Source organism: Serratia sp. KG1D (assembly GCF_037150675.1).
Taxonomy (GTDB): Bacteria; Pseudomonadota; Gammaproteobacteria; order Enterobacterales; family Enterobacteriaceae; genus Serratia; species Serratia nematodiphila.
Map to the genome: position 1 here is coordinate 24,265 of NZ_JBAGIH010000004.1, position 24,867 is coordinate 49,131.

22 protein-coding genes are annotated in these 24,867 nt (G+C 57.7%); 21 read left to right on the top strand and 1 reads right to left on the bottom strand.

Going from position 1 to position 24,867, the window contains the following annotated elements; all coding sequences use genetic code 11:
• Positions 1-8 precede the first annotated feature (8 nt).
• From WFM45_RS18185 to WFM45_RS18225, 9 genes are all read left to right on the top strand, one after another.
• Positions 9-3,953, top strand: a complete 3,945-nt coding sequence (locus WFM45_RS18185) for an enterobactin synthase subunit F (RefSeq protein WP_085337553.1) — start codon at positions 9-11, stop codon at positions 3,951-3,953.
• A gap of 175 nt (positions 3,954-4,128) precedes the next feature.
• Complete coding sequence (gene entS / locus WFM45_RS18190; RefSeq protein ID WP_085337552.1) at positions 4,129-5,397, top strand: enterobactin transporter EntS; 1,269 nt, start codon at positions 4,129-4,131, stop codon at positions 5,395-5,397.
• 212 nt (positions 5,398-5,609) lie between these two features.
• On the top strand, positions 5,610-6,815 hold the full coding sequence (locus WFM45_RS18195; protein WP_085337551.1) for an isochorismate synthase: 1,206 nt from the start codon (positions 5,610-5,612) through the stop codon (positions 6,813-6,815).
• 7 nt (positions 6,816-6,822) lie between these two features.
• Positions 6,823-8,451, top strand: a complete 1,629-nt coding sequence (locus WFM45_RS18200; RefSeq protein WP_085337550.1) for a (2,3-dihydroxybenzoyl)adenylate synthase — start codon at positions 6,823-6,825, stop codon at positions 8,449-8,451.
• 3 nt (positions 8,452-8,454) lie between these two features.
• Complete coding sequence (locus WFM45_RS18205; RefSeq protein WP_085337549.1) at positions 8,455-9,315, top strand: isochorismatase; 861 nt, start codon at positions 8,455-8,457, stop codon at positions 9,313-9,315.
• Between the two features lie 243 nt (positions 9,316-9,558).
• Positions 9,559-10,578, top strand: coding sequence for a 7-bladed beta-propeller protein YncE (yncE, locus tag WFM45_RS18210; protein ID WP_370456249.1), 1,020 nt, complete (start codon positions 9,559-9,561; stop codon positions 10,576-10,578).
• A gap of 121 nt (positions 10,579-10,699) precedes the next feature.
• A complete protein-coding gene (locus tag WFM45_RS18215; RefSeq protein ID WP_156866174.1) occupies positions 10,700-11,317 on the top strand; it encodes a DUF2238 domain-containing protein in 618 nt (205 codons plus the stop codon).
• A gap of 318 nt (positions 11,318-11,635) precedes the next feature.
• Positions 11,636-12,376 carry a winged helix-turn-helix domain-containing protein gene (locus WFM45_RS18220; RefSeq protein ID WP_250602497.1) on the top strand — a complete coding sequence of 247 codons (741 nt, stop codon included), beginning with the start codon at positions 11,636-11,638 and terminating at the stop codon, positions 12,374-12,376.
• Between the two features lie 3 nt (positions 12,377-12,379).
• The gene (locus WFM45_RS18225) at positions 12,380-12,844 is read left to right on the top strand and encodes a hypothetical protein (RefSeq protein WP_060558240.1); all 465 of its coding nucleotides are present in this window, start codon (positions 12,380-12,382) and stop codon (positions 12,842-12,844) included.
• A 77-nt stretch (positions 12,845-12,921) separates the two neighbouring features.
• On the opposite strand, the gene WFM45_RS18230 is transcribed toward WFM45_RS18225, so the two are convergent.
• Entirely contained in the window at positions 12,922-13,677 is a 756-nt protein-coding gene (locus WFM45_RS18230; RefSeq protein ID WP_085337545.1) for a winged helix-turn-helix domain-containing protein, read from the bottom strand.
• 432 nt (positions 13,678-14,109) lie between these two features.
• Here WFM45_RS18230 and WFM45_RS18235 point away from each other — a divergent pair, with 432 nt between their 5' ends.
• From WFM45_RS18235 to WFM45_RS18290, 12 genes are all read left to right on the top strand, one after another.
• Entirely contained in the window at positions 14,110-14,664 is a 555-nt protein-coding gene (locus WFM45_RS18235) for a fimbrial protein (RefSeq protein WP_085337544.1), read from the top strand.
• A gap of 94 nt (positions 14,665-14,758) precedes the next feature.
• Positions 14,759-15,304: a fimbrial protein gene (locus tag WFM45_RS18240; protein ID WP_033631559.1), complete on the top strand. Its 546-nt coding sequence runs from the start codon at positions 14,759-14,761 to the stop codon at positions 15,302-15,304.
• 47 nt (positions 15,305-15,351) lie between these two features.
• Positions 15,352-17,883 (top strand): outer membrane usher protein, encoded by a 2,532-nt coding sequence (locus WFM45_RS18245; protein ID WP_336956725.1) that lies wholly within the window; start codon positions 15,352-15,354, stop codon positions 17,881-17,883.
• A gap of 43 nt (positions 17,884-17,926) precedes the next feature.
• The gene (locus WFM45_RS18250; protein ID WP_336956727.1) at positions 17,927-18,685 is read left to right on the top strand and encodes a fimbria/pilus periplasmic chaperone; all 759 of its coding nucleotides are present in this window, start codon (positions 17,927-17,929) and stop codon (positions 18,683-18,685) included.
• A 37-nt stretch (positions 18,686-18,722) separates the two neighbouring features.
• Positions 18,723-19,385 carry a fimbrial protein gene (locus WFM45_RS18255; protein ID WP_336956729.1) on the top strand — a complete coding sequence of 221 codons (663 nt, stop codon included), beginning with the start codon at positions 18,723-18,725 and terminating at the stop codon, positions 19,383-19,385.
• Between the two features lie 13 nt (positions 19,386-19,398).
• Positions 19,399-19,914: a fimbrial protein gene (locus WFM45_RS18260; RefSeq protein ID WP_336956731.1), complete on the top strand. Its 516-nt coding sequence runs from the start codon at positions 19,399-19,401 to the stop codon at positions 19,912-19,914.
• Between the two features lie 13 nt (positions 19,915-19,927).
• Positions 19,928-20,416 carry a fimbrial protein gene (locus tag WFM45_RS18265; RefSeq protein ID WP_336956733.1) on the top strand — a complete coding sequence of 163 codons (489 nt, stop codon included), beginning with the start codon at positions 19,928-19,930 and terminating at the stop codon, positions 20,414-20,416.
• A 150-nt stretch (positions 20,417-20,566) separates the two neighbouring features.
• Positions 20,567-21,385 (top strand): MrpH family fimbial adhesin, encoded by an 819-nt coding sequence (locus WFM45_RS18270; RefSeq protein ID WP_336956735.1) that lies wholly within the window; start codon positions 20,567-20,569, stop codon positions 21,383-21,385.
• Between the two features lie 437 nt (positions 21,386-21,822).
• Positions 21,823-22,347, top strand: a complete 525-nt coding sequence (locus WFM45_RS18275) for a fimbrial protein (RefSeq protein ID WP_060558248.1) — start codon at positions 21,823-21,825, stop codon at positions 22,345-22,347.
• Positions 22,348-22,471: 124 nt separating this feature from the next.
• Complete coding sequence (locus WFM45_RS18280; protein WP_336956737.1) at positions 22,472-23,023, top strand: helix-turn-helix transcriptional regulator; 552 nt, start codon at positions 22,472-22,474, stop codon at positions 23,021-23,023.
• 129 nt (positions 23,024-23,152) lie between these two features.
• Positions 23,153-24,031 carry an MrpH family fimbial adhesin gene (locus WFM45_RS18285; protein WP_139831036.1) on the top strand — a complete coding sequence of 293 codons (879 nt, stop codon included), beginning with the start codon at positions 23,153-23,155 and terminating at the stop codon, positions 24,029-24,031.
• 478 nt (positions 24,032-24,509) lie between these two features.
• On the top strand, positions 24,510-24,821 hold the full coding sequence (locus WFM45_RS18290; RefSeq protein WP_336956741.1) for a hypothetical protein: 312 nt from the start codon (positions 24,510-24,512) through the stop codon (positions 24,819-24,821).
• Positions 24,822-24,867 lie beyond the last annotated feature (46 nt).

Below are 24,867 nucleotides of genomic sequence, written 5' to 3' on the forward strand. Positions count from 1 at the left end.
AATAAGCAGTGTCACACACCCCTAACTCTCTCAGCGGCCCGGCGCTTGCGGGCGAATGGCCGCTGGTCGCGGCACAACCCGGCATCTGGGTCGCCGATCAAATCTCCCCGCATCGCAATGCCTACGCGGTGGCTCACGCCATCGAACTCAACGGCCCTGTCGCCGTGGAGCCTCTGCTGCAGGCCATCATCCAGGGCCTGGGCGAGGTGGACATGCTGCGCCTGCGTTTTGCGGAACGCGACGGCGTGCCGGTGCAATGGCTGGATGACACGCTGGCGGTGCACGAGCCGGAACTTGTTGATCTGACGACGTCGCCGGACCCTGAAGCCGCCGCGCGCGCGCTGATGGACATCGATCTTGCGAGCGATCTGCGCGCCGGCAGCGGCGCGCCGCTGTATCGCCATGTGGTGATGCGCCTGGCGGATGACCGCTGGTTCTGGTATCAGCGCTATCATCATCTGCTGGTGGACGGTTTCAGCTTCACCGCCATCGCGCGCCGCGTGGCGGCGATTTACACCCATCTTTGCCGCGGCGACGCGTTGGAACCGACGCCTTTCACGGCGTTCAGCGACGTGGTGGCGGAATACCAGGCTTACCGGGAGGCCCCGGCCTGGCAACGCGACGCCGATTTCTGGCGTGAAAAAGCACGGCAGTTGCCGCCACCGGCCACGCTCTGCCCGCAGCCGCTGGCCGGGCAAACGCCCACGCCGCGCATCCACCGGCTGGAACAGCGCTGCGATCCGCAGGCCTTCGCCGAACTGGTGCAGTGCGGCGCGCAGCAGAAGCTGAACGCCGCCGATATGGCGGTGGCGCTGGTGGCGCTATGGGTGTCGCGTCTGAGCGGCCAACCGTGCTTCAGCGCCGGTTTTATCTTCATGCGCCGTACCGGATCGGCCGCCCTGTGCGCCGCCGGCCCGGTGATCAACGTGCTGCCGATGGAGATGCACCTCGAGCCGCAGGCTACGCTGTATGAGGCCGCCGCCCGCATCAGCCGCGAGCTGAAAACGGTGCGCCGCCATCAGCGCTACGATGCCGAACAGGTGCAGCGCGATCTGGGGCGTGTCGGCGACGGCGAACCGCTGTACGGCACGGTCTTCAACTTCAAAATGTTCGATTACCAGCTGGACTTCGCCGGTATCGAAGGCATTACCCACGATCTGGCCTCCGGGCCGGTGCGCGATCTGGAGATTGCGCTGTTTATCGACGAACACCATCAGCTGAAGGTTGAGCTGCTGGCCAACGCCGAGCGTTACAGCCGTCAGGAACTGCTGGCGCATCTGCAGCGGTTGCCGCTGCTGCTGGCGCAGTTCGCCGCGCAGGCAACGTTGCCGATCGGCGAAGCCGACATGCTGACCGCCGACGATCGCGCGCTGCTGGCGCGGGTCAACGACACGGCGCATCCGTTGCCGGCGACCACGCTGAGCCAACTGCTGGCGCAGCAGGCGCAAAGCACGCCGAACGCGCCGGCGCTGGCGGATGCGCATTTCAGCTTCACCTACCGCGAAACGCGCGAACAGGTCACGGCGCTGGCGCGCCAGCTGGTTGTGCAGGGCGTACGGCCGGGCGACATCGTGGCGGTGGCGCTGCCGCGCTCGGTGTTCCTGTCGCTGGCGTTGATGGCGATCGTGGAAGCGGGCGCCGCCTACCTGCCGCTGGACACCGGTTATCCGGACGAGCGGCTGGCGATGATGCTGGAAGACGCCGCGCCCCGGCTGGTCATCACCAGCCCGGCGCAGCAGGCGCGCTTCGCCGACAAGGGCGAAATCTTGCTGTATGACGCGCCGCTGGCGGCCGATCACGCCGCCGGGGTGGCGATCGCGGGCCCGACGCCGGATCATGCGGCCTATATCATCTTTACCTCCGGTTCCACTGGGCGCCCGAAAGGCGTGCTGGTCGGCCATCAGGCGATCGTCAACCGCTTGCTGTGGATGCAGCACCAGTATCCGCTGGGGGCGGACGACGCGGTGCTGCAGAAAACGCCATGCAGTTTCGACGTCTCGGTGTGGGAATTCTTCTGGCCGCTGATGGTCGGTGCCCGGCTGGTGATGGCGCCGCCTGAGGCGCACCGCGATCCGCAGCAGCTGCAACAGCTGATCGCGCAACACCGCATTACCACGCTGCACTTCGTGCCGTCGATGTTGGCGGCCTTCGTCGCCGCCCTGGACGATGACGCGGCGGTGGCGAACTGCACCGCGCTGCGCCAGGTGTTCTGCAGCGGTGAAGCGCTGCCGGCGGAGCTGTGCCGCCTGTGGCAAAGCCGCACGGCGGTGCCGTTGCACAACCTCTACGGCCCGACCGAGGCGGCGGTGGACGTGACCTGGCATCCGGCCTACGGCGACGCGCTGGCGAAGGTGACCGGCGCCAACGTGCCGATCGGCCTGCCGGTATGGAACACCGGGCTGCGCATTCTTGACGCGCGCCTGCGGCCGGTGCCGCCGGGCGTGGCGGGCGATCTGTATCTGACCGGCGTGCAGCTGGCGCACGGCTACCTTGGCCGGCCGGATCTGACCGCCAGCCGCTTTGTCGCCGACCCGTTCGGCGAGGGCGGACGGATGTACCGCACCGGCGACGTGGCGCGCTGGCTGCCGGACGGCGCGGTGGAATATTTGGGCCGCAGCGACGATCAGCTGAAGATCCGCGGGCAGCGTATCGAGCTGAGTGAAATCGATCACGCCTTGCTGTCGCTGCCGGGCGTGCGCCAGGCGGTGACGCATGCGCTGGTGTTGCAGGGCACGCCGGTGGACGCCGGCGGCGATGCGCGCCAACTGGTGGGCTATCTGGTGATGCAACCCGGTGTGAGCTGGGATGCGGAGGTTTTGCGTGCGGCGCTGGCCGACCGCCTGCCGCCGCACATGGTGCCGGTGGCGTTGGTGGAAATGCACGATTTGCCGCTGAGCGCCAACGGCAAGCTGGATCGCAAGGCTTTACCGCAGCCGCAGGGCGGTGAGCGCAAGGCGGGGCGGCCGCCGCAGGCCGGGTTGGAAAGCGAGATCGCGGCGGTATTCGCCCGTTTGCTGCAGCGCGAACAGGTGTTCGCCGACGACGATTTCTTCGCGCTCGGCGGCCATTCGCTGCTGGCGATGCGCCTGGCGGCGGAGCTGCGCCGCGATCTGGGCAAGGCGGTGTCCGTCGGCCAGGTGATGGTAGCGTCGCGCGTTGAGCAACTGGCCGCCTTGCTGGCGGAAGATCGCACGCAGGAAGAGGCCGATCGCAGCGGCTTCGACAGCGTATTGCCGCTGCGCGTCACCGAGGGGCCGACGCTGTTCTGTCTGCATCCGGCGTCTGGTTTCTCCTGGCAGTTCAGCGTATTGCCGCGCTATCTCGATCAGCACTGGTCGCTGGTCGGCATCCAGTCGCCGCGGCCGGACGGCCCGCTGGCGCTGAGCGAAGACATGGACCAGGTGGTGGAGGCGCACCTGCAGACGGTGCTGCAGGTGCAGCCGCACGGGCCGTACCACTTCATCGGTTATTCGCTCGGCGGCACGCTGGCGCAGGGCATCGCCGCCCGGCTGCAGGCGCGCGGCGAGCAGGTGGCGTTCCTCGGCCTGCTGGATACCTATCCGCCGGAGACCCAAAATTGGGACGTGATGCTGGACGACAACGTGTTGAAGGAAGTGCAGCGCGAGCGCGAGCAGTTCCTGGCGGTGTCGCAGGACACGCTCGATCCGGCGCTGGGTGAGACGCGCACCGCGATGTTCGACAACATCGAAGCCAACTACGCCGATTCGGTGCGGTTGTTGTCGCACACGCGGACCGCCCGTTTCCACGGCCAGGCGACGCTGTTCGTCGCCAAACGCACGCTGCAGGCAGGGATGGACGTGCAGCAAACCTGGTCGCAGTACGTCGATGCGCTGCAGGCGCACGAGCTGGACTGCGCGCATGTCGATATCGTTTCGCCGGCGTCGTTCAAAGTGCTGGGGCCGCTGCTGAACCGGATCTTGCGCACGCTGTAATGACGCCCTCATCCCGCCGCCAGGCACGGGGATTGCCCCGCGTTTGGCGGCGTTTCTTGCGGTTGCTCACAATTGAATATCAATGAGTTTTATTATCATTATTGATTTCGTCATCTGTGCTAGCATAGCGCTCCGCAACTGCAGAATCCCCGTTTAAAGATGTGGTGAACAACCGATGAGTAGCAAACCCTCCATCCTGCTTGATTTCAGCCTGCTGAAAACCAACCGGGCTTTCCGCGCGGTGTTCTGCGCGCGCTTTATCTCCATTGTGGCGCTGGGGCTGATGGCGATCGCCATCCCGGTGCAGATCCAGGCGTTGACCGGTTCCACCCTGCAGGTCGGGCTGGCGGTGACGCTGGCCGGCGGCGGCATGTTCGCCGGGCTGCTGATGGGGGGCGTATTGGCCGATCGCTATGAGCGACGCCGGCTGATTCTGTTTGCGCGCTCTACCTGCGGCGTCGGTTTTGTCGGCCTGTGTCTCAACGCCCTGCTGCCGTCGCCTTCGCTGGCGGCCATTTATCTGCTGGCGGTGTGGGACGGCTTCTTTGGCGCGGTGGGGGTGACGGCGCTGCTGGCGGCCACGCCGGCGCTGGTGGGCCGCGAAAACATCGTGCAGGCGGGCGCCATCAGCATGCTGACGGTGCGCTTCGGCTCGATTCTTTCTCCGGCGATCGGCGGCCTGGTGATCGCCCATATGGGCATCGCCTGGAACTACGGTCTGGCGGCGTTCGGCACCCTGCTGACGCTGCTGCCGCTGCTGAGCCTGCCGCAGCTGATGCCGCCGCCGCAGCCGCGTGAACACCCGCTGCGCGCGCTGGCGGGCGGTTTCGCCTTCCTGTTCCAGAACAAGGTGATCGGCATGGTGGCGCTGATCGGCGCGCTGCTGACCATGGCCAGCGCGGTGCGCGTGCTGTACCCGGCGATGGCGGAAGGTTGGCACATCGACGCTGCCCACCTTGGCTATATGTACGCCGCCGTGCCGCTCGGCGCCGCCATCGGCGCGTTCACCAGCGGGCGCGTGGCGCACGTGGCGCGCCCCGGCTGGGTGATGCTGCTGACGGCGATCGCGGCGTTCGCCGCCATCGGCCTGTTCGGCCTGATGCCGTGGTACAGCCTGGCGTTGCTGTGCCTGGTGGCGTTCGGCTACCTGAGCGCGCTGAACTCGCTGCTGCAATACGGTCTGATCCAGAGCCTGACGCCGGATAACTTCCTTGGCCGCATCAATGGCCTGTGGACGGCGCAGAACGTGGTGGGCGATGCGCTGGGCGCGTTGCTGCTGGGGGCGATGGGCGCCTTTATGCTGCCGGCGATGAGCGCCAGCGGTTTCGGCTTCGGCGCGGCGGCGCTCGGCATCCTGTTGCTGTTCGCCATGACCGGTTTGCGCCAGGTGACGCTGCACAAACCGGAGCCGCAGAACGAGCCTCAGCCGGCCAGTGAAAAGTAACTCGATGCGTTAATTCGACGCTGTGGGATCAAATAGCAATGCTTATCATCGGCATGCGTAAAACCCACAGCGTTTATGTCATGATTTCGAAATGAAAGAAGTGCTTACGTTTATTGACATAGCAAATATCGGCGAGTAATTTAGCGCGGAATTAACTCAAATGATAATCATTATTATATTGGTTATCACTTCAAATCCTTGAGGGCGAAGCGATGGGTACTGCCGTGAACGACATCAATCGAAAGGAAATGCAGGAGCGCGAAGAACACCGGTTCGCCGCTGATTTTTCTCCGGCGTCGGGCTTCTTCTTTACCTCCCCTTTCCGCAGCTTGACCACCACCGGTTGTTTCAGCCGCATTCGCCTGCCGGCCGCGGACGGCGCCGATCTGAACGGCGAGTTCCAGCGCAGCGTGCGGCAGGCGTTTGCCGAGGCCCGCCAGGCCGGCATCAAAAAACCGCTGCTGTGCGGCGCCATCCCGTTCGATACCCGGCAGCCTTCGGCGCTGTTTATTCCGCAGCAGAGCCGCTGGTTCGATCGCGCCGCCTTTATGGCCGGCGTTAGGCCGGCGGCGGACGGGCCGGAGCTGGCCGGGGTAACGGAACTGCCGCCGCAGCAGCCGTTCATGAACATGGTCAGCGACGCCGTCGACGCGATGAAGGCCGGTGAGTTGGACAAAGTGGTCTTGTCGCGCCTGCTGGAGATCGAAACGCGTCAGCCGGTGGATCGCCATGCGCTGATGGCGCGCGTGATTGCCCAGAACCCGCATGGTTTCCATTTCCATGTGCCGCTGGAGCAGGGCGCGCTGTTGGGCGCCAGCCCGGAGCTGCTGCTGCGCCAGGACGGCGGCCGTTTCTATTCTAACCCGCTGGCCGGTTCCGCCCGGCGCGAGGCCGACCCGCAGCGCGATCGCGAAGTGGGAGAGCGGCTGATGGCCTCGGCGAAAGATCGCCACGAGCATCGCATCGTCACCGAAAGCATGCGTGACGTGCTGGCCGGCCGCTGCCGCTACCTGAACGTGCCGCACACCCCTGAATTGCTGACCACCACCACGCTGTGGCATCTCTCCACGCCGATCGACGGCGAGGCGGCGTCTCCAGACGAAAACGCCCTGTCGCTGGCCTGCCTGCTGCACCCGACGCCGGCGCTGTGCGGCATGCCGACGGCCGAGGCGCACGCCCTGATCGGCAAGCTGGAGCCGTTCGATCGCGGCCTGTTCGGCGGCATCGTCGGCTGGTGCGACGACGAAGGCAACGGCGAGTGGGTAGTGACTATCCGCTGCGGCACCGTTGACGGCAACCGGGTACGGCTGTTCGCCGGCGCCGGCATCGTGGAAGACTCTTCACCCGAATCTGAATGGCATGAAACAGGCACCAAACTCAGCACCATTCTGCGTGCCTTTGGTATAAATCAAGGATAACGACAAGATGAGCATTGCCTTTACCCCCTGGCCGGCGGAGTTCGCCAGCCGCTATCGCGAGCGCGGCTACTGGACTGACAAGCCGCTGACCGAGATCCTCGACCGCCAGGCCGACAACGACGCCCCGGCGATTATCGACGCTCAGGGCAGCCTGACCTACCGCGAGCTGCAGCAGCGTTCCGATCGTCTGGCGGCCGCTTTGCTGCGCCGCGGCGTAAAATCCGGCGACACAGCGCTGGTGCAGCTGGGCAACGTGGCGGAGTTCTATATCGTGTTTTTCGCGCTGCTGAAAATTGGCGTGGCGCCGGTCAACGCGCTGTTCAGCCATCAGCGCAGCGAGCTGAACGCCTATGCCGAGCAGATCAAACCGGCGCTGCTGATCGCCGATCGCCAGCACGCGCTGTTTGCCGACGATCAGTTCCTGAACGCCTTCCGCGATGCGCATCCTTCGCTGCGTGTCGTGGCGCTGCGCAGCCAGACCGAGGGCGAGCTGGCGCTGGCCGCCTGGCTGGAAGAAGCGAGCGATGGTTTCGTCGCGCAGCCTTCCGCGGCCGATCAGGTGGCGTTCTTCCAGCTTTCCGGCGGCAGCACCGGTACGCCGAAGCTGATCCCGCGCACCCACAATGACTACTACTACAGCATTCGCCGCAGCGTGGAGATCTGCCGTTTCGACGCGCAGACCCGCTATCTGTGCGCGCTGCCGGTGGCGCACAACTACCCGATGAGTTCGCCGGGCGTGCTGGGCGTGTTTTATGGCGCCGGGCGGGTGGTGTTCGCCGCCGATCCGGACGCCGGGCAATGCTTCCGCCTGATCGAACAGCACCAAATCAACGTGACGGCGCTGGTGCCGCCGGCGGTCACGCTGTGGCTGCAGGCGATCGAAGAGTGGGGCGGCAATGCCCAGCTCGCCAGCCTGAAACTGCTGCAGGTGGGCGGCGCCAAGCTGGGCGAGACGCTGGCGGCGCGCATTCAGAATGAAATCGGCTGCCAACTGCAGCAGGTGTTCGGCATGGCGGAAGGGCTGGTGAACTACACCCGGCTGGACGACGACGAGCGCCACATCCTGGCGACGCAAGGGCGGCCGATGTCGCCGGACGACGAGGTATGGGTGGCGGATGACGACGGTAATCCGTTGCCGGCGGGCGAGGTCGGACGGTTGATGACGCGCGGGCCTTACACCTTCCGCGGTTACTACCAGAGCCCGGCGCACAACGCCGACGCCTTCGACGCCGACGGTTTCTACTGCTCCGGCGATCTGATCAGCATCAGCGAAGACGGCTACATCACCGTGCAGGGGCGGCAGAAAGACCAGATCAACCGCGGCGGGGAGAAGATCGCCGCCGAGGAGATCGAGAACCTGCTGCTGCGTCATCCGGACGTGATCAACGCCGCGCTGGTATCGATGCCGGATGCGCTGATGGGGGAGAAGAGCTGCGCCTATATCATCGCCAACGCGCCGCTGAAACCGGTGGTGCTGCGCCGCCACCTGCGCGAACAGGGCGTGGCGGACTTCAAGCTGCCGGATCGCTTTATTCAGGTGGACAGCCTGCCGCTGACCCCGGTCGGCAAAGTGGACAAAAAACGGCTGCGCCAGCAGCTCGACGCGCAACTACAGACTCAGGCTCAGGGAGATTAATCGATGGCCATTCCAAAACTTAATGACTACGCGCTGCCGACGGCGGACGAACTGCCGCAAAATAAAGTCACCTGGCAGGTAGAACCGCAGCGCGCCGCGCTGCTGATCCACGATATGCAGCAGTATTTCCTCAACTTCTGGGGCGAGGACAGCGCGCTGATTAAACAGGTGGTGGAGAACATCGCCAACCTGCGCAGCTACTGCAAGCAGCAGGGCATCCCGGTGTTCTATACCGCGCAGCCGAACCAGCAGAGCGATGAAGATCGCGCGCTGTTGAACGACATGTGGGGGCCGGGCCTGAACAAACACCCTGAGCAGCAGGCGGTGACCGCTGCGCTGGCGCCGGACGAAGACGACACGGTGCTGGTGAAATGGCGCTACAGCGCCTTCCATCGCTCGCCGCTGCAGGAGATCCTGCAGGAGTCCGGCCGCGATCAGCTGATCATCTGCGGTGTGTATGCGCACATCGGCTGCCTGACCACCGCCATCGACGCCTTCATGCGCAACATCCAGCCGTTCATGGTGGCCGACGGCCTGGCGGACTTCTCGCGCGACGAACACCTGATGGCGCTGCGCTACACCGCCGGCCGCTGCGGCCGGGTGGTGACCACCGCGTCTCTGCTGCCGGCGGCCGGCATCGCCAGCATCGATGCGCTGCGTCAGCAGATCCTGCCGCTGCTGGACGAAGACAGCGAAGACATGGGCAACGATGAAAACCTGATCGATTACGGCCTGGATTCGGTGCGCATCATGGAACTGGCGACCCGCTGGCGCAAGATCCGCAGCGACATCGACTTTATCGCGCTGGCGCGTAACCCGACCATCGACAGCTGGTGGGCGCTGCTTTCCGAAGAGAAAGCCTGATTTTTAATAACGATAATGCGGCGGCCGTCTGGTTTGACATAAAACGCCGCTCTTTTGAGCCATATCCAAAATAATTGCAGCTGCATCAAGGCGGCAAGAACGTGAGTCCCCAGGAGCTTACTCAGGTAAGTGACTGGGGCGAGCGAGCGCAGCCAACGCCGATGTAGCTGCAAGTATGAAGGATATAAGGAGATTTTGATGAATACTTTGATTACCAAGGGAAAACGCGCGGCATTTCCGCTGATGCTGCTGTCTACGCTGCTGTTCTCCAACACTTTGCAGGCGCAAACCGCGCCGGAAGTGCTGCGCAAGCCGGTTGGCAAGGGCGCCTATGAAATGGCCTACAGCCCGAGCGAGAACGCGCTCTACCTGGCCACCTCGCAGAGCCGCAAGCTGGACAAGGGCGGCATCGTTTACCGTCTGGATCCGACCACGCTGGACGTGACCCAAATTATCCATAACGACATCAAGCCGTTCGGCGCCGCCGTCAACGCCAAGACCGGCACGCTGTTCTTCGGTAACACCGTCAATAACTCGGTAACCGCGATCGACGCCAAGACCGGCGACGTGAAAGGCCGCCTGGTGCTGGACGCGCGCCAGCGTTCCGAGACCGTCAAGCCGCTGGCGCCGCGCGAACTGGTGGCGGATGCCGACAGCGATACCCTGTACATCACCGGGCTGGGGGATTCCAGCGTGGTTTGGGTGGTGGACGGCAAGGATCTGACTCTGCGCGCCACCGTGACCGACACCGGCAAATACGGCACTGGCCTGGCGCTGGACGCCGCCGCCAAACGCCTGTACGTCACCAACGCCGACGGCGAGCTGGTGACCATCGATACCCAGAGCAACAAGGTACTGTCGCGCAAGAAGCTGGATGAGTCTAAAGAGCACTTCTTCCTGAACATCAGCCTGGATACCGCCACTCACCGCGCCTTCATCACCGATTCCAAGCAGCCGCAGGTGCTGGTGGTGGATACCCGCAACGGCAACATCCTGAGCAAGATCGACGTGCCGGAATCGCTGGCGGTGCTGTTCAACCCGGCGCGCAATGAAGTTTACGTCACCCACCGCCAGGCGGGCGAAGTGAGCGTGATCGACGCCAAGAGCTACAAGGTGCTGAACACCATCAAGACGCCGACCCACCCGAACAGCCTGGCGCTGTCGCCGGATGGCCAGACGCTGTACGTCAGCGTCAAACAGGCTTCCAGCCGCGAGAAAGAAGCGACCGCGCCGGATGACGTGATCCGCGTCGCGCTGAAATAATCCTACGCTGGGTAAGCGCACACCGAACAGGCGAAGCGGCGACGCTCCGCCTGTTTTTTTTCGCCGTGCGATCTGCGGTATAAAGTGTGGATTGCCTTATTGACCCGAAGGAACGTTGGTTATGCCCGTCTCACGCTCTCCGCTGTTGTTGTCCGTTATCACTCTGCTGCTGCTGGCCGCGCTGATCCACAGCGGCATCAGCCCTTACGATCGCACCACCTGGCTGATGGAGGTGGCGCCGGTCTTGATCGTTTTGCCGCTGCTGTGGCTGACCCATCGCCGTTACCCGCTGACGCCGCTGCTCTACACGCTGATTTTCTTCCACGCGCTGATCCTGATTTTCGGCGGCATGTACAGCTATGCCCGCGTGCCGCTGGGGTTTGAGGTGCAGCAGTGGCTGGGTCTTGGCCGTAACCCGTACGACAAACTGGGGCACTTCTTCCAGGGGCTGGTGCCGGCGCTGGCGGCGCGCGAAATCCTGCTGCGCGGTGGTTATGTACAGGGGCGCAAGATGCTGGGCTTCGTGGTGTGCTGCATCGCGCTCGCCATCAGTGCTCTGTATGAGCTGATCGAATGGTGGGCGGCGCTGGCGCTGGGTCAGGGCGCCGACGAGTTTCTCGGCACCCAGGGCGACCCGTGGGACACCCAGTCCGACATGTTCTGCGCGCTGCTGGGGGCGATATGCGGCTTGTTGCTGTTCGGGCGTTGGCAGGAGCGGCAAATCGTTCGCTTAGTTTGATAAATTTCAAACCGAATTAGCCCGCCGTTATGGCGGGTTTTTTATATATATCGCAATGAACGTTGTCGCATCAAGCGAAGGCAGGGAGCCTTAGCTGCGCCCAAGGTTCCGCTATTCTCTATGATTTATTGTTCTTATTCTATTGTTTTATATGAATTTATATTTAATTCGTAAGAATTTTCTTATTAGAATTGCTGTGCTAATATCATGTTGTTTGGTGGGGAATTGGCGTTGACATGGTTTGTAGCGCAGGGAATTATGAGATACATAATTAATAATAATATTAAATATCACGAAGATAGATCGGAATTGGTCTCGGTGAATGACGATATCCCGCCGATTACGCTGACGGCCACGCTGAACCGCCTGCTCTCCACATTAGTCAGAAACAACAATCTGGTGTTATCCAGAGAGACGTTGTTGACGCAGGTGTGGGAGGCTCATGGCCAGGTCGCTTCCGGTAACAACCTCAACAACACCATTTCAATTTTACGCAAGGCGTTCTCTTCGCTTGGCGAGGAGGAGATCATCGTCACCTTGCCGCGGCAAGGTTTTATGTTCACCGCCGCTACGATCAAAACCGCGGACAGCCAGGCGCCCGCAGAGGAGCCGGCCCCGGAGATGGGCCAGGAGGTGGGCGCCCCCCCTGAGGTAGGCTCCGTCGCTGTACGCAGCTATACGCGTTTCAAAGCCGCCGCACTGGCGGCTTTGCTGGTTCTGGCGTTGGGCAGCGGTATTTGGGCGTGGCGCGATGCAGGTTATCAGCCGATCAGCACGATCGACGGGGGGCGCATCGACAGCTGCAGCGTGCGCCTTATCACCACTTATCATAAGCCGGCAATCAACAAGGTCGATTTGGATCATCTGCGCGACATGCTGAAGCGGCGGCCGCAGATTCACTGCAACGAACCGGCGACGCTGCTCTACTACGACACGCAAACACTGGCGCCAAACGGTTCCGGGAGAACCCGAACGTCCTATTTCTATTACTGCCCAGAGTCGCAAATGGCGGATAACAAGGTGCAATGCGAGAGTTTCTATGAAAGCTGGGGCCTGTAAACGATGAAACGATATGGTTACGCGATTGCGGCGTTACTGGCTATGGGGGGCTGCGCCGTTGCCGGTTACTTTTTATTTTTCAGACCGCAAATCCCGGAGTGCCGGGCGGTTGAACATGTAACTGACAACATTGCCGGCCGCAGCATTGGACGCATTGTTCTGATAAATGTGGTTCCCGATGGCCCGCGGCGCATCAACATATTGTTGAACGGCAGAGCCTATGATGGCAAGGATCACTATGTTATCTCACGCACTCTGGTTATGGATTATCGGCGGCAGGGCAATAACTATACGCTGTGGGTGAAGGAAAATATCAAGAAACCGCATGACTCGATAAGGCTTGAGGATTTTAATCGGCGGTTACCGGTGGAAGGTATGCAAATACACTGGCGTATCGAGCAAATTGATAGCCGGCATTTCTTGTTTGCCGATAACCATGCGCCGTTATTTGTGTGTGCTACACCCTAAGATGAATCCCCTTGGCTAGGGCAAGGGGATCCTGAGAGTGAGATGGCCTGGTAAGGTAACATCTTGCAATGCCAATGCTATTCTTTGTCGATATAATTGTAGATACACGGGCTGCTTTTTTCTCGCGGGCAGAAGGTTAACAGCTCTTTGCCCTTCTGCGACGCTTCATCACGAATGTTATCATAGTAATACACGTCAGCTTTACTTCTACAATTAAAACCAGCGCGCTGGATAAATCGCTTGATTTCGGATAAGTGGCCGCTCCCCGAATTCATGCTGTATATTTGGCAGCGCTCGTAGTCGCCCAAAGGATACATGCTGATACGGGTGGCGTTTTGATAAAGCACGATAGCGGCAAACGGCACCAGGCAGGCTAAAAATGCCAGCAGAAGGCGCCTGAATGGGCTATTGACGCCATTATGCCGCGCTTCTTTCTTAGTCATCTTACTGACTTCAATATCTCCTTCTGGATTGTTTTCCGGTTTTTTCACCTCCTCATTGTTATTTACTTCATGAATGATATCTGCGGTGAACTTAAACCCCTGACGCGGATAGGTAACAATAAGCGCCTCTTCGCCGAACTGCGCCAGCGATTTGCGCAACCCTGATACATAGTTATTCAGATTGTTGTTCGAGGCCTTAAGGCCATGCTCAACCCAGACATCATTAAGCAACCTTTCACGCATTAATAACACATTATTGTTACGGATGAACAGTGATAACAGCCTGGCGCTGGGTCTAAGTAAGACTATTTTAGTCGCCGCATTATCAATATGCGACAATGTGTTCTCATCTTCATCATAGAGAACGTTGTTATTTATATGGAAAATCATTTTTTTAACCTGTCAACTTACCTGTCGAGAGATTATTCTGAGACCTGTGTGCTGTTTTTTCAATCCTTGGTATTAATGGTCAATAGGATTTTTCCATCTTTCCATATAATTATATTAACCAGGGTCTAAGTGTATAAGTATTAAAAAATAAATAAGGTCATTTAATTTCTATTTTTTAGTATTTAAATCTATTTAATGTGTATTTTTCATTAATAAATCCTGTGTTTTTGTCTTTTTGCGATATAACGTTTTATTTTTGATTTGGACGGGGTAAATTTGTTGCCACTGATACGGAACGCTGAAAGGCAGGTATCAGCGAAAGAACCTGCGCTCGGCAAAATAAAGCGGCGCGTTAAACATCAAGAGTGAATTGTTGATCTAATTGACGTCAATGAGTACCTCTTTCTTACTAAGGAATGTAAGGGATTTAATATGAAACTGAATAAAATCATGATGGCAGCAGTATTGGCTTTCGGCGTAGCGTCTGTGGCTCACGCAGCAAAAGACCAGGGCCACGGCACCGTAACCTTTAAAGGCGCGATCATTGACGCACCTTGCTCAATTACCCCGGAAACCGTAGACCAGACCGTTAACCTGGGCCAGGTTTCCAACGTGGCGCTGAAAAACGGTGGCCAGTCCACGCCGAAAAACTTCCAGATTAAGCTGGAAAACTGCGACCTGAACCCAGGCGATGTAAATGGCGTTGGCAAGAATAATGCTGTAGCTATCACCTTCACCGGCGCAGCTTCAGTAGAGGACACTAAGCTGCTGGGCATTACTGGTACCGCTAAAGGCGCCGGCATTGCCATCACCGACGGTTCCGGCAAGGTGATCGAGCTGGGTAAAGCTTCTTCAGCGCAAACGCTGGGCAATGGCAATAACACCCTGAGCTTCTCCGCTTACCTGCAGGGTAACAAGGCTTCTAACGCTGTTATCACCCCGGGCGATTTCCAGTCCGTGGCTGACTTCACCTTGGCTTACCAGTAAGTCCGGTTGTGCAGTGATAATGCAGCATGCGGGCTTGCCCGCATGCTTTTCCCGGGATTCGAGCGGTGGAAATTCTGTGAATAGGGAACATTCAATGAGTTATTTTCCTGCAAAATTAATGCTTCCTTGCCTATTGTCCTTAATGTTAATCGCGGATAACGTTCAGGCCGCTCGCCCCAGTCAAGGATGGGGGCAGGTCAATATGCAAGGAGCCATTATCAATACCGCCTGCGCTATTGCCGCCGGCAGTCGGGAACAGCTAATCGATATGGATGTCACACCGGTTGCAGATATTATTCGCGACGGCAGCGGGGGCGCTCGTTATTTCTCCATTGAGCTAATTAACTGTGTTTTATCTCGGGCTGAGAGTAAATTGCCGGACTGGAGTGGTTTTCGGGTGACTTTTGACGGGGATGCCGACGGGGAGTTATTTGAGATGCATGGTGGGGCAAAAGGCATCGGATTGCAAATCGTCGATGCAGAAGGAAATATTGCCCACCCAGGAAACCCATTGCCCATTCGAGAAATATTGCCGGAAAGAATGCTGCTTAACTACCAAATGCGGCTGGTCGCTAATAATCAGCCACTGCAGGCAGGGGAGTATTATTCTGCGGTGCGTTTTAAAATGGACTATTACTGAGGCTGAGCTCTGCCGATAAATACTATTAAATAAACAGGGTCGTGGATATGTTTTTTTCTCCTGCATGGAAGCTGTTTCGTCCTCATGCGCTAAGTATCGGTATATTTCTGGCGTTGGCGCATTTAACGCCAAAGGCAGAAGCCGAGGATGGCATTCAGTTTAATACCGATATCTTGGACGTGAACGATAGAAAAAATATCGACCTGAGCCAGTTTTCACGCAGCGGCTATATCATGCCGGGCGCCTATGCCATGGTGATTCATCTTAATAACAATGAATTGCCGGAACAGAGCGTCAGTTTTTATCCGCCGGATGACGATGCTCAGGGCAGCCAGGCCTGTATTTCACCGGCGCTGGTGGAACAGCTGGGGCTGAAACCGGATGCATCAAAAGGACTGCGTTGGTGGCATCAGGACGAGTGTCTGGATATCGCCAGCCTGAAGGGCATGGAGGCGCGCGGCGATTTAGCCACGGCGGCGCTGTATTTGAGCATTCCGCAGGCCTATCTGGAATATTCCTCGCCTGACTGGGATCCGCCGTCGCGCTGGGATGAGGGCATTCCGGGCCTGCTGTTTGACTATAACGTTAACGGCCAGACTCAGCGCCAGGAGCGGAGCGGTGGGCAGAGTAACAGCATGAGCGGCAACGGCACCGCCGGCGCCAACGTCGGTGCCTGGCGATTGCGCGCTGACTGGCAGGGGCAGCTTAATCACCAAACCGGCAGCGGCCAGGGTACCGATCAGCGGCTGGATTGGAGCCGTTACTACGCCTATCGGGCCGTTTCTGCGCTGCGCTCGCGCCTGACGCTGGGTGAGGACTACCTCAACTCCGGCCTGTTCGACAGCTTCCGTTTCACCGGCGTTAGCCTGGTGTCTGACGACAACATGCTGCCGCCGAACCTGCGCGGCTATGCCCCGGAAGTGGTCGGGGTGGCGAAAACCAACGCCAAAGTCACCATCAGCCAGCAGGGGCGGGTGATTTATGAGACTCAGGTGGCGGCGGGGCCGTTCCGCATCCAGGACATCAGCGAGGCGGTCTCCGGCGAGCTGGACGTGCGGGTGGAAGAGCAAGACGGCAGCGTGCAGGCGTTCAAAATGAACACCGCCAGCATTCCATACCTGACGCGCCCCGGCTCTTGGCGCTTCAAAATGGCGGCGGGCAAGCCTTCAGACTGGCAGCACCACAGCAATGGGCCGCTGTTCGGCACCGGCGAGTTTTCCTGGGGGGTGAGCAACGGTTGGTCGCTGTACGGCGGCGGCCTGTTTGGCGGCGATTACAACGCGGCTTCGCTGGGTATCGGCCGCGATTTGATGGCGCTGGGCGCGCTGTCGTTCGACGCCACCCAGTCGCGGGCGCGGCTGCCGCAGCAGGACGGCACGCTGAGCGGCGGTTCATACCGCCTGAGCTATTCGAAGACCTTCGACGAGACCGACAGCCAGGTGACCTTCGCCGGCTACCGCTTCTCGGAGCAGGACTTTATGAGCATGAGCGAGTATTTGGACGCGCGTTACTATGGCGGCCGGGTGGGCAACAACAAGGAGATGTACACCATCACCTTTAATCAGCAGTTCCGGGATATAGGCCTGAGCCTGTACCTGAACTATGACCACCAGACCTATTGGGATCGACCGGCCAATGACCGTTACAACCTGACGCTGTCGCGCTATTTCGATATCGGCCGCTTCCGCAACCTGAGCCTGTCGTTGACCGGGTACCGCAACAAGTACGAAAACACCAACGACGACGGCATGTACCTGTCGCTGTCATTGCCGTGGGGCCAGGGAGCCAACCTTAGCTACAGCGCGACGGTAAACCGTCACGACAGCAGCCAGCGAGTGGGGTATTACGATCGGTTGGATGAGCATAGCAACTATCAGCTGAACGTCGGCAGCGCCAGAAACGGCGCCAACTTCAGCGGCTATTACAGCCGTGAGGGCGATGTGGCCCAGTTGAGCGCCAATGCCAGCTATCAGCAGGGCAGCTACAGCGCGCTGGGCTTCAGCGCGCAGGGCGGTGCGACCTTAACGGCAGAAGGCGGAGCGCTGCACCGCATCGGCATGTCGGGCAGTACCCGGCTGCTGCTGGATACCGGCGGCGTGGCCGGGGTGCCGGTGCGCGGTTACGGCAGCACCGTAGATACCAACCGCTGGGGCAAGGCGGTGGTGACGGACGTTAACAGCTACTACCGCAACAAGGCCAGCATCGATCTGAACCAACTGGGGGATAACGCCGAGGCCACCAAATCGGTGGTGCAGGCCACCCTGACCGAAGGCGCAATCGGTTATCGCAAGTTTGATGTGCTCGCCGGGGAGAAGGCGATGGCGGTTATCCGGCTGGCGGACGGCAGCACGCCGCCGTTCGGCGCCACGGTGATGAACGCCAGCAAACAGGATACAGGGATTGTGAACGACGGCGGCAGCGTCTACCTGAGCGGCATCCGGCCAGGTGAAAGCATGACCGTGCACTGGAACGGCGCGGCGCAGTGCGCCATCAGCCTGCCGCAAGCGTTGCCGGCTGACATGATGAGCAACCTGCTGCTGCCGTGCCGGGCGTTGCCGGCCAATGAGCCAGAGGCGTAATGAACGCGAACACCCTATTTGAATCTGTAAGAGTGATAAACGTATGAAAAAGAACTTTACCATGAGCAAACATCAATTGCTGGCCGCCGCGCTGTTGGGCGCGCTGCTGGCGCCGCAGGCGCAGGCCGCTATCGCGCTGGATCGCACCCGGGTGATCTTCGACGGCAGCGAAAAGTCTGTCAGCCTGAATATCAGCAACCAGAACAAGCAGTTGCCATACCTGGCGCAGGGCTGGCTGGAGGACGAAAAGGGCAACAAGATCCAGAGCCCTCTGGCCGTGTTGCCGCCGGTGCAGCGCGTGGAGCCGGGCAAGCCGAGCCAGGTGAAGATCCAGGCGCTGCCGGCGACCAAACAGCTGCCGCAGGACAGGGAATCGCTCTACTACTTCAACCTGCGTGAGATCCCGCCGAAGAGCGACAAGCCGAATACGCTGCAGATTGCGCTGCAGACGCGCATCAAGCTGTTCTATCGCCCGTCGGCGATTGCACCGCAGCAGAATGCCGCGCCATGGCAAGAGCAGCTGACGCTGAGCAAACAGGGCGACAAGTATGTGGTGAATAACCCGACGCCTTATTACGTCACTTTGGTGGACGCAGGGGCCAGGAAAGGCGTGGCTGGCGTGCAAGGTTTCGAGCCGTTGATGGTGCCGCCGAAGAGCAGTGCGCCGCTCGGCGTCAACGCCAGCACGTTGGGTAACGGCCCGGTGTTGACCTATATCAACGACTACGGCGGTCGCCCGCAGCTGAGCTTTAACTGCAGCGGCAGCGCCTGCCAGGTCGTGCCGGAAAAGAGCAAGTCGTAACACCACCGGCTGCGGCGGGTCATCGGGAGGAATAAAGATGCAATGGATGAGCGAGAAACTGAGAAAACACCTGCCGGAGCGTCACGACTGTCGGTATTACGGCACCTTGGGCGGGCTGGCGCTGATGGTGCCCCTCACCCTCGGGGCGATGCTGTGGCTGATGCCGGCTGCGCAAGGGCAGGTGGCGGATAACTGGTACACAGACGGCGCCAATGGCGTGCTGCAGGTGCGCGGTGCGCTAACGGAGAGCGCCTGTCGGCTGGAGATGGAAAGCGCCTGGCAGGTTATCAGCCTGGGGGAGATCGGCACCGGGCACCTGCAGAATATTGGTGACCGCGGCGCGCCGGTAGCCTTTGAGTTACGGCTGAGAGACTGCCTGCGCAGCCCGGCCGGCAGCCGGGATTCACGTACCGGCGCCTTAACCTGGGCCAATGATCAACCGGCGGTAACGGTCACTTTCCGCGCCGGGCAGGATGCGGATAATCCGCAGCTGGTCAGGGCTCAGGGTGTTGCCGGGTTGGGATTGCGTCTTACCGACAGCCGTGGACAGGATGTGCGGCTGGGCAGCCGCGGGGAACCGCTGCTGCTGACGCCGGGGCAGAATACCTTGAGCTATAGCGTGGCGCCGGAACGCACGGCGGCCCGTCTGGCGGCCGGAGCCTATCGCGCCACGGTGGATTTTAGCCTGAGCTATGACTAAGGAGTTGAGAAGTATGGCGCACATATTCAACCCGGCCGGTAGTTGCAGCCTTTGGCGCAATGCGGCGATGTGTCTTCTCTGTATGGGAATGTCACCATTGGCCAATGCGGCGACCACTGTAACGGTCAGCGTCACCGTACTGGAAACACCGTCTTGCGTGATTAACGACAATAAAACCATCGAAGTGGACTTCGGCGAGATCCTGACGGTCAAGGTGGATGGCAACAATTATAAGAAATCGGTTGATTATACGCTGAAATGTTCGGGCATTAAGTCCAATGCCATGCAGATGAAAATCCAAGGCGGTGCGACCGCGTTCGATGCTTCCGCGCTGCGGACTAATATCAGCGACTTCGGGGTGGCGTTTCGTTCTGATGGGAAGCCATTGCCCATTAATAGCTGGCTGAAGTTCACCTACTCGGGTAGTCAGGCTCCGCCATTAGAGGCCGTTCCGGTAAAAAGAGCGAATGCGAAGCTGCCCGGCGGTGACTTTACTGCCGGCGCCACCCTGCTGCTAGCCTATCAATAGAGGAGAGGCAACGATGAAAAAGCTTGGCATAGTTTGCCTCATCCTATTGGGTATCACTGCTCGAGAGGGGATAGCAGTGGAAAACATGAGTTTCAAAGGGACGCTACGCGAGGATGTACCCTGTGAGCTCAATGATGGGCAACCGATAAACGTGGATTTTGAAACGGTGGGCGTTAATAAAATCGATGGGGAGCGTTACAAGAAGTCGTTTTCGGTGAAGGTGAGTTGCCCGGCGGAATTCGATGTTGCCTATAAGATTTACTATGTCGGTCAACCCAGTAGTTTTGATACGGCGGCGTTGGCCACTAACGTCAAGGGGTTGGGGATTAAGGCGCAGTGGAAAAAAAATGGCGCTTTTGTTGATCTTGGCGTCGGCGGTGCGATTAACGGTCTGGCTGATATGGATCTTAATTTCCAGGTGGTGCCTGTCCGGAAAGTGAATACGGAGCTGGTGCCGGGTGCGTTCAATGCTTCCGCATCGTTCCTGCTTAAATATGAGTGAGTTCGCCGCTGTTAACTGCGCGAGGGTAAATGACGGGAAAGAGAGCAAGATGCTTGTGCCGGTGTGACTATGGTTGCCTGAAATTGATATCCTCGGTAGCGGACTCAGGCCTCATATGCTTAATAGATTCAGTGAACGAGGCTCAATATCATGGTTAACACGTTAACCAGATCAAATATAGTAAGAAGTTTTTTTATATTACTGCTCTTATATACTTCCGGCGCTTGGGCGGGGTGGAGTTCTGACATTCGATATTCACCCAGAGAAAAACAGTATTTTGCCAAAGTCACTTACTGGGATATTGGCGATGTCACGCCGAATCCGCTGTATGGTTGCTCTTATCTATGTAGCGTCACCTTTTGGGTAGTAGCCGCTGGGACGACGGGTTCTCCCATGAACGAAGTGAGTTTCCCAGGACTCACGACCAGCAAGACCATGGGGGAACTGGCGCAAAGCTTTGCTAATTCAGGATTCTTTAATAGGGAGTTCTATAGTCGACAAGGCTTTCCTGCCCGAGATGTATGTGTCTTTTTTGGCTATTGGGGGAAGATTTCTGGCGGAAACGGAAGCTATGGGCCAGCTCGTTTTCCTGGAGGGATGCAATGTGTTCCGCCGGTGGTCGATCCCTCCTATTGTGACCTGGCGGAAAAAGAGATTGAGCTGCGCCATGGCGTGCTGCGCGACGAGGAGGTGAATGGTCAGACTGTCAGCACCTCGCTGCATGTGACGTGCAGTTCCAAATTTCCGGTGCGAATTATGTCGGCAGACAGAGTCGGCAGCGTTTACTTTAATGGTGGGAAACAGTTCCGGAGTGAACTGAAAATAGATGGCGAGGATTTAGGTGAAGGGAAAGTCGTTCAGGCAACGCCGCAAGGGGTGACGTTAACCTTAAGCTCCACGCTGATGGGGTATGATGGCAGTATTGGGGTATTTCAGGGCTCTAAAGCGATCATTGTTTCTTTACCGTAATCGGTATGGATATTTTTAGCGTGACTTTCATAAGAAACAGAAGCACTGATATTTCTATAATGGAGTTTAAAGGTGCTGCTTACCTTGCCACACAAGGCGCTGCTATAAATACGTTAGGTGTCCATAGGCTAGAATATTTTGGAGACCGATAGGTAACGAGATATCTCTCCCTCTGTGCCGCGTCGTTATCGCGGTACTGCGTGACGACCTGGTTGAACAGATATATGTGGCGAAGCAACAGTGTGCTTGTAAATCTGAGAGTGGCATTTGCGAGTAGTAATGTTTCCGATTTTTTAATTAATTGCCTGGCGAATCGGACAAATATATGGCTGGTGATGAGCATTTGTGACGGAGGAGAGGGCATCACTCGATCTTGATTATGACTGTGCACATCGCGGATATAAGCGTTTTTATACGATATCAACCAGGAGGAAGGGATGAAAAAGACAGCGTTAGCGATGGCTCTGCTGTGTATGAGCCACACCGGTTGGGGAGCCCCGCCTACGGTGGCGGTTAACTACCGTGGCGAGCTGGTGGCGGAGCCTTGCGTGATTCCCCCTGGAGAGGAAAATATCGAGCTGGATTTTGGCACGGTGATTGATAAATATCTTTATCTCAATCAGCGTACGGCGGGGAAAGAGTTTTCCATACAGCTGACGGAGTGCGATCTCAGCCTTGGCGAAACGGTAAGCGTTTCCTTCAGCGGTACGGAAAGCGTTGCGCTGCCGGGGTTGCTGGCTATCAGTAGCGGTGGTGCGAGCGGCATCGCCATTGGCCTGGAGAATGTTTCAGGTGAGCTATTACCCTTGAATCAGCCTTCGGGGAAACTGCGACTACAGGAAGGGAGCAATAGAATTACGCTTAAAGCTTATGTGCGTGGTGAGCCTGAGGCTATTAAAAACAAGAGTATCGCCAGAGGAGAATTTGTCAGTACGGCTACATTTTTACTTGATTACGAATAATAGACTGTAAGCGATACGAGTAGAATAATTATCGTAATATATCCGGTGGAAAACTTTAAAACAGGCCGAGCAGAATGCCAATTCTGTATGGAATAGAATTATCATGGCCGACAAGAGGTGTTGCATGGGAACATTTAATATCGTAATAGATGATGAGAATCGCTATTTTGCTGAGGGGCTTCGACTCAGTATTGAAAAGTATGCGCAGCATCGCAATAAATCCGTCAATTTTTTATCACCGGACGGTGAGGGGCATACCGACATGGTTGTTGCTTCTTCTCTGCGGCGTGCGCAGCGCTGGCGCAGGGCGAATCTTTCAGGCGCACCGTTTATCCTTACCGTTAAGGAACGGCCTGTTTTAGCTGCGAGGGGGATCTCTGGCGTGCTGTACCGAACAGATAATCAGAGCAAGCTGTTTGAGTTATTGTCTGAAGCATTGTCCGGTTCTGCGTTCGCGGCTACCGCTAAGCGGCAAATCTTAACCGGCAGAGAGCGGCAGGTGGTCGGTTATCTTCGTAATGGATTCGATCAATCCCATACTGCCAGGTTGCTGGGGTTAAGCGTCAAGACGATTCATAGCCATAAACGCTCGATAATGAGAAAGTTAATGTTAACTCGGCATCATGAGTTTATTTATTGGTTATTGCTTCATAGTGATGAATATACTGAAAGTTGATATTTTTCATTTCTGTTTTTCATCCGCGGCTCTTTCTATTTGTGGTCGGGTATTGGGAAATAGTACCGATCTGAGATATCTTGTTAATAACCGCATGGGGTGGTTGGTTTTTGATATTGGAGCACGATGATGTTAAAGGACAGCATTAAGTTGCGATTTATACTGGCGCTGAAAGTGGCAGCCTTGCTATTTTTTCCAATCAGCGCCGTAGCTGATTGGAAAACGGCGGCAGAAGTGGAGCTTATACCCACACATTCACCAGGGCAGGGGCCGGCTGTTCAGGGGATCTGGAGCGTTTATATTAAGCAATGGGATACCAATGATCTCAGGCCTAACCCTATGTACGGTTGTACCAGCTGCGCGCTCCATCTGCGGTATAGGTTGCCTTGGTGGGGAGATGGCTATGATGTTTATGTATTTGGTGATTACGGGGACGGTTGGATTAGAGACAGCAAAACGCTTGGCGAATTGGCTCTGAGGGCTCAACAAAAAGGGTGGGTCGGACCGAATTCGCCTCGATATATCGTTAACTCAACTAGCGGTTGGGGACTGTGTACTTACTTGCAATACTCTGACCATGCAGTGATAAAAGGTTCTATTCCTGGCGGCGCCTTAGATGCAAATCACTATCCGGCTTGCGATGCGCCTGTTGTGCTCCCTACTCAGTGTAATATTCGCGAACCCCAGGTAGAGATTCGACATGGATTGGTTGCGCCAGACAAAGTTAACGGCAGCCAGGCTTCGGCACAGATTACCGTTTGGTGCAATGAAACTTTTCCGGTGCGTATTGTCGCAGCAGAAGCGAATGCCACTGACTTTATTAGCCTGAGTAAAGCCAGTAACTTCCGTAGCATCGTAACGATCAACGGGCGACCCTTTTCAAAAGGTGCCCTTATTGACGCCGGGCCGGCCGGTACGAAAGTCAATTTAATCTCAACGCTGGCTAATTACTCTGGTGAAGTGGGTGATTTTCAAGGGAGCGCTACAATTGTGGTATCCATTCAATGAAAAAGTAATCTTAATGCTTTACCTAATTTACAGAGAGTATCCTGAAGGGAAGAGTATTCCTAACCTTGATTAGGGATGGTCTATTGCTTATTTGTTGTTACCCTAGTGCTCTCTGTTGTTTCAAGTTCTAATTAGACTGCTACCCGGCAGTGGGCGAGTCTGCTAGGGATTTTCTAATGATTTCTTATCGATAAGCAGGAGTGAATCCTGCTTTTTTTGGCTCATAACGCGAGATGGCTTATGAGTTCTGAAAGGCCATTTATCAGGTGAATATTATATTTGTGTGGTGCCGAGATGTACCCAGGGAAGGTAAATTGGATCTTTTTTATCTGGCGGTTTTTTTGTTTTTTCTGAGTTTATATGCGTTTTTCAAACACGATCAGCGAATGAAGAAAAGGCGATTGGCGATAGGTGAAAGAGGGCGTTAGCCGCAACAGGAAATCGGTACAGGGTCTGCAGCACAGGGAAATAAATACAAATGGATAATTCAATAAACAAGGAGAAGGACATTATGAGAAAAAAAATCGCATTGCTGGGTTGCACACTGCTGATGTGTTCGCAGCTGGCGCAGGCAGGGCTGGTGATTGAAGGCGGTCTCAATGGCAATAGCGGCAGCGGAACTTCCGTTGACGTGAGCATTAACGGCAGCACTAACGGCAACAATGGCACCGGTGTAAACGTTGGCGGTTCGCAAAAGCCGGATTCTAGCGCCAGCCAACTGCAAAAAGACATTTACGCGTCAATTTGCGCCAGCCCGTTTATGAAGAAATACGCTTCGATTTGCCAATAAGGAGTGTATGTAGTCAAGCCCGCCACGACTATGGCGGGCTTTTTCT

Excerpts from the sequence above, each read along its gene's own strand:
- entS (WP_085337552.1), top strand. The coding sequence starts at position 4,129 with ATGAGTAGCAAACCCTCCATCCTGCTTGATTTCAGCCTGCTGAAAACC.
- WFM45_RS18195 (WP_085337551.1), top strand. The coding sequence starts at position 5,610 with ATGGGTACTGCCGTGAACGACATCAATCGAAAGGAAATGCAGGAGCGC.
- WFM45_RS18200 (WP_085337550.1), top strand. The coding sequence starts at position 6,823 with ATGAGCATTGCCTTTACCCCCTGGCCGGCGGAGTTCGCCAGCCGCTAT.
- WFM45_RS18205 (WP_085337549.1), top strand. The coding sequence starts at position 8,455 with ATGGCCATTCCAAAACTTAATGACTACGCGCTGCCGACGGCGGACGAA.
- yncE (WP_370456249.1), top strand. The coding sequence starts at position 9,559 with ATGCTGCTGTCTACGCTGCTGTTCTCCAACACTTTGCAGGCGCAAACC.
- WFM45_RS18215 (WP_156866174.1), top strand. The coding sequence starts at position 10,700 with ATGCCCGTCTCACGCTCTCCGCTGTTGTTGTCCGTTATCACTCTGCTG.
- WFM45_RS18225 (WP_060558240.1), top strand. The coding sequence starts at position 12,380 with ATGAAACGATATGGTTACGCGATTGCGGCGTTACTGGCTATGGGGGGC.
- WFM45_RS18230 (WP_085337545.1), bottom strand. The coding sequence starts at position 13,677 with ATGATTTTCCATATAAATAACAACGTTCTCTATGATGAAGATGAGAAC.
- WFM45_RS18235 (WP_085337544.1), top strand. The coding sequence starts at position 14,110 with ATGAAACTGAATAAAATCATGATGGCAGCAGTATTGGCTTTCGGCGTA.
- WFM45_RS18240 (WP_033631559.1), top strand. The coding sequence starts at position 14,759 with ATGAGTTATTTTCCTGCAAAATTAATGCTTCCTTGCCTATTGTCCTTA.
- WFM45_RS18245 (WP_336956725.1), top strand. The coding sequence starts at position 15,352 with ATGTTTTTTTCTCCTGCATGGAAGCTGTTTCGTCCTCATGCGCTAAGT.
- WFM45_RS18250 (WP_336956727.1), top strand. The coding sequence starts at position 17,927 with ATGAAAAAGAACTTTACCATGAGCAAACATCAATTGCTGGCCGCCGCG.
- WFM45_RS18255 (WP_336956729.1), top strand. The coding sequence starts at position 18,723 with ATGCAATGGATGAGCGAGAAACTGAGAAAACACCTGCCGGAGCGTCAC.
- WFM45_RS18260 (WP_336956731.1), top strand. The coding sequence starts at position 19,399 with ATGGCGCACATATTCAACCCGGCCGGTAGTTGCAGCCTTTGGCGCAAT.
- WFM45_RS18265 (WP_336956733.1), top strand. The coding sequence starts at position 19,928 with ATGAAAAAGCTTGGCATAGTTTGCCTCATCCTATTGGGTATCACTGCT.
- WFM45_RS18270 (WP_336956735.1), top strand. The coding sequence starts at position 20,567 with ATGGTTAACACGTTAACCAGATCAAATATAGTAAGAAGTTTTTTTATA.
- WFM45_RS18275 (WP_060558248.1), top strand. The coding sequence starts at position 21,823 with ATGAAAAAGACAGCGTTAGCGATGGCTCTGCTGTGTATGAGCCACACC.
- WFM45_RS18280 (WP_336956737.1), top strand. The coding sequence starts at position 22,472 with ATGGGAACATTTAATATCGTAATAGATGATGAGAATCGCTATTTTGCT.
- WFM45_RS18285 (WP_139831036.1), top strand. The coding sequence starts at position 23,153 with ATGTTAAAGGACAGCATTAAGTTGCGATTTATACTGGCGCTGAAAGTG.
- WFM45_RS18290 (WP_336956741.1), top strand. The coding sequence starts at position 24,510 with ATGGATAATTCAATAAACAAGGAGAAGGACATTATGAGAAAAAAAATC.